Origin of the sequence: Methylobacterium cerastii (assembly GCF_022179125.1) — a bacterium.
GTDB classification, from domain to species: Bacteria; Pseudomonadota; Alphaproteobacteria; order Rhizobiales; family Beijerinckiaceae; genus Methylobacterium; species Methylobacterium cerastii.
In genome coordinates, this window is record NZ_BPQG01000143.1 from 1 (window position 1) to 3,715 (window position 3,715).

At 61.3% G+C, this 3,715-nt stretch carries 5 protein-coding genes; 3 read left to right on the plus strand and 2 right to left on the minus strand.

What is annotated here, in order from left to right; translation table 11 throughout:
* The 3 genes from MFF13_RS26250 to MFF13_RS26260 form a co-directional block, all read left to right on the plus strand.
* Nucleotides 1-499, plus strand: a 499-nt coding sequence (locus MFF13_RS26250; RefSeq protein ID WP_238273401.1) for a hypothetical protein, incomplete at its 5' end; no start/stop codon positions are given.
* A 165-nt stretch (nt 500-664) separates the two neighbouring features.
* Nucleotides 665-1,162, plus strand: coding sequence for a hypothetical protein (locus tag MFF13_RS26255; protein ID WP_238273402.1), 498 nt, complete (start codon nt 665-667; stop codon nt 1,160-1,162).
* Between the two features lie 140 nt (nt 1,163-1,302).
* Complete coding sequence (locus MFF13_RS26260) at nt 1,303-1,545, plus strand: hypothetical protein (protein WP_238273403.1); 243 nt, start codon at nt 1,303-1,305, stop codon at nt 1,543-1,545.
* A 69-nt stretch (nt 1,546-1,614) separates the two neighbouring features.
* Here the strand turns inward: MFF13_RS26260 and MFF13_RS26265 are convergent, their stop codons facing one another.
* Together MFF13_RS26265 and MFF13_RS26270 are read right to left on the minus strand one after the other, a co-directional pair.
* Nucleotides 1,615-2,169: a recombinase family protein gene (locus tag MFF13_RS26265; protein ID WP_238273404.1), complete on the minus strand. Its 555-nt coding sequence runs from the start codon at nt 2,167-2,169 to the stop codon at nt 1,615-1,617.
* Between the two features lie 528 nt (nt 2,170-2,697).
* A complete protein-coding gene (locus MFF13_RS26270) occupies nt 2,698-3,003 on the minus strand; it encodes a hypothetical protein (protein WP_238273405.1) in 306 nt (101 codons plus the stop codon).
* Nucleotides 3,004-3,715 lie beyond the last annotated feature (712 nt).

Genomic DNA, 3,715 nt, shown 5'->3' on the forward strand with positions numbered 1-3,715 from the left:
GGACCGGTCACACTTTCGCGGCGACGACGGCGAACTCGCACCGGAAGCGTTCAAAACCTTCCGCTGCTATCGCTATCAGCGCCGCGATTGCAGAAAATCCGGTTTCGCTCTCGTTGACATACAAACGCATCGCGACCCGCGCGCAGCCTTGGCGGCAGCATTCGGTGAGCTCGTTTCCTGCGAACGGACCGCGGCGCCGGCTTGGCTGGTTGACGTCAAAGGCCCACCCGAGCGGGTGCATCCCGAACGGATGATGAAGCGCATGCCGTCGGTGGTCGAGACGATCCTGGGCACCGATCACCGTACGCGAGGCGATGCGCCGGGCTTCCTGCCTGTCGCAACTGATGTGCTTTCGATCCAGTGGCGGCGTCGGCCGGTGACGCTGCACGTCTACGCTGCGGCGTCCGGTTCTCCGGTGCTCCTGATGCGGCGTCCTGGTGCCTCGTGGCCGCCTAACAGGCCAGCCTGCACCACCTATTACCTGAACGAGGGCGGATAGCACTCACATGCGCACCAGCCGCATTTTCCGCAGGTCAGGTGTTCTTCTGCTCAGGGCTAGTGACGAACTCCCAGGTCAACTGAAATTGGCAAATGCTGATTATTGCGGGAACATGTAAATTGGATTAACATTCTGGCTGGACGGGAACTTAGGGAGGTAGCGGTTATGCCGGCCAAGGACGGCGACTGGACGCGCCAGGAGCGGATCTTCGCTCGCGAGATGGCGAAGACGGCCGACGCCGTGAACGCGGCTAAAGTTGCGGGCTACGCTCACCCGGCGGTGGCGGCCTCGAAGCTCCAACGGCGCGAAGCGGTCATGCAGACGGTTTGGCAGCAGATCGCGACCCGGATCGAGACCACGCTGGTGCCGATGGCCCTCGCAACCTTTGAAGAGGTGCTCCGACCCGAGAACGCCGAAAAGTTTCCGGCCCGCGTCCGGGTCGACGCCGCGGACAAGGTGCTGAAGCACTACCGGTCGACCAGGCCGGAAGACGAGGGGGAGAAGGAGCTTCACGAGTTGACCGCTGCCGAGCACCGGGCACGATACGAAGCCGAGCGGCTGAAGCTGAAGGCGTTCGAGGCGCTGCTCGTCGAGGCCGAGAACACCATCGAGCACGACCTACCCTCCCCTGCTGAGGGGGAAGAGGCCGACATTTTCGACTGACGTTTGAGAGGCCTTTCTGGGCCGCGGATGGACTATGAAGCAGCGGCGTTGCCAGCGTTTCTTCGCGTCTGAGGCCTCGGCACAATCTGTGATAGACTTACCCGGGAAACTTGCCAGCTGCCTGCCCCGTAAGCAGCTCCATGACGCTAACTGACCCTCCTGAACCGAAGCCCTCTTCCGCGAAAGAGGACTCCCTCGACGACATGTCGGAGCGGGAGTTTTTGGATGCGTGGAAGGCGATCGTTGGAGAACCGCCGGCCATCATGCTCAGCAGCCGCGCCGAGATGGTGAGAGTCCTGGCCGAGAGCGTGCCGGTCGCGACGCCCGGTCCTGCAGACAGGGCTGAGACGGATCAACAAGAAGCCAAATCCGCGAAGCCATAAAGAGCGACCCGGCCCGAAGGCACTTGGCGGCACAGGCCTGCGCGTCGGCAAGTTCCGGCGTGTTCGCCGTCAGGCTGCTTTCGGGTTTAGAGCGCGATGCACCGATCCCTTGCCGATGCCGAGTCTGACGGCGATGGCGGCCATGCTCAGACCCTCTGCCGACAATGCTTCGATCTGCGCTGTCTTGGCCCGCGCGGTGGGCTTACGACCCTTGTAGGCGCCTTCGCCCTTGGCCTTGGCGATGCCTTCGCGCTGCCGCTCCAGCATCATCTCCCGCTCGAACTGCGCGACGCCACCGAGGACGTTGAGCATCAGCTTGCCGGTCGGAGTCGCGGTATCCACGCCGAGATTGACGATACGTAGCGCTACGCCTTTCGCCTCCAGCGCGGCGATGATGTTGCCCAGATGCGTGACCGATCGGGCCAGCCGATCGAGCTTGGTCACCACCAGCGTGTCGCCCGCGCGAGCGAACTCCAGAGCGCCATCGAGGACCTTGCGCGGGGCGACGGAGGAGACCTGCTCTCGGAACAGCTTCTCGCACCCGAGTGCGGTCAAGTCTCGGATCTGCGCCTCGAGCCCAGCTTCCTGTTCCAACGTCGAGGTGCGGGCATAGCCAATCAGCATGACGGTCTCCGAGGCAGAGCGTTCCAATAGGACCTAAAACATAGAGTCTCGGTGCGTTCCGAAACGCAAGACCTATCTTTTGGAACTGCTATGGATGCCGCTTGGGACGTTCCACAGGGGCAAGCCCTATTGGAACGCGGCAACTCGGATGGTTGGACTGAGCGTGCTCGACGCAGAGTCCGCTATCGCACATTGCCACTGAAATTTAGGGGGAACTGAGGTAGCTTCGAGCAACGTAGCTGCAATCGTAGGTCGGCTTCCATGAGCTTGAGCTACGGCCTGGGTCGGGTCGATTCACCCCCCGGGGTAGTTCGGATGCTCGAACAAAACACGCCGGATAGCCCCGTAGGAAAACGCGGGTCATAAACGCAAACTGACATACAAACCTTCAATGCGAATTAGTTCGAGTTTGACGTTTAATTGAGACACGTCCGCAACGGGTGGAAAACGGACCCCAACCCTTGACCCTGAAGCGGCCGTTCCGTCTCCGACCCACGACAGACGCAGCCAGAGGCGAAACTGAGATCTTCAATGCTTGGCTGGCCGTTCGAGTGCATCAGCCGAACGCTTCTTCCGCTTGCGCTTGCTGGCCTTCAAAATCACGTCGGCACCCTCGTCGGCGCCACGCTCGGTCAAAGCAAAGTGGTGCAGGTCCGCCAACGCTTCCGTACCTGCGACTGGTGCCTCCGTCAGCGCGTAGAAGGCGGCGCGGACGATGTCCTTCTTGCTGGCTTCCGGATGCTTCTCTCGGATCGCGGAGCGGATCTCCTTCGGCTTCATTCCCGGCGTCACGATGCTGCGCATCGTTGCCGCGATCCCCTCAATGGAGGTCATTTCTATTCTCCCTCACGCAACAAAACGATCTGCGCCATGCCCTCGCTTTAACCTAAGTGACATACCCATGACACGGTCACACCGCTGGTATATCGCCGACCACGCCTTGCTCGTACGAGTGTAAGATCATATCCGACCCTCGTTCCTTCACGAGACCGGAACCAACTCGGGGCGCACCTCTGCGAAGGGGGGCGCCTTTTTCGTTGAGCAGTTAGGTCATTGCCTCACCGAGCAGCCTGCAAGCGGACGTTCCCAGCTTCCACAGAGGGTGGGGAGCGGACCCTGACCCTGCGCCCTTGAGCGGACGTTCCGCCCCCGACCCAACTCGGCCGCACGACACGACATCGTCGTTGCCGGAAAGCGGACGTAAGCCTCCGCTCTTTGGGACGGCAGGTAATCGCCGAAAGCCCGTGGCTTGGTTTCGGTAGTGTCATGCGCCAAGCCTGATTGAGGCTTGGCGTCCTCACCCACACCTCTGCCGTAAGCAGCAGTAGGCCCCCAAGCCGATGAGATGGGGCGTCAGGCTGAGGCCGTTCCTACAACCGCTAATTGCAGGTTTGAAGGTCGAGGCCGAGGCTCGCAAGAGGTGCCTAAACCCACGCTTATACAGGCAAAATGGCGGCGTCTCGATCCTCACGGTATCCCATTGCAGCCGGGATGAGCCCGTTAATCAATTCTAAGTAGATCGCATCCATCAATCAACTCGCGCAGA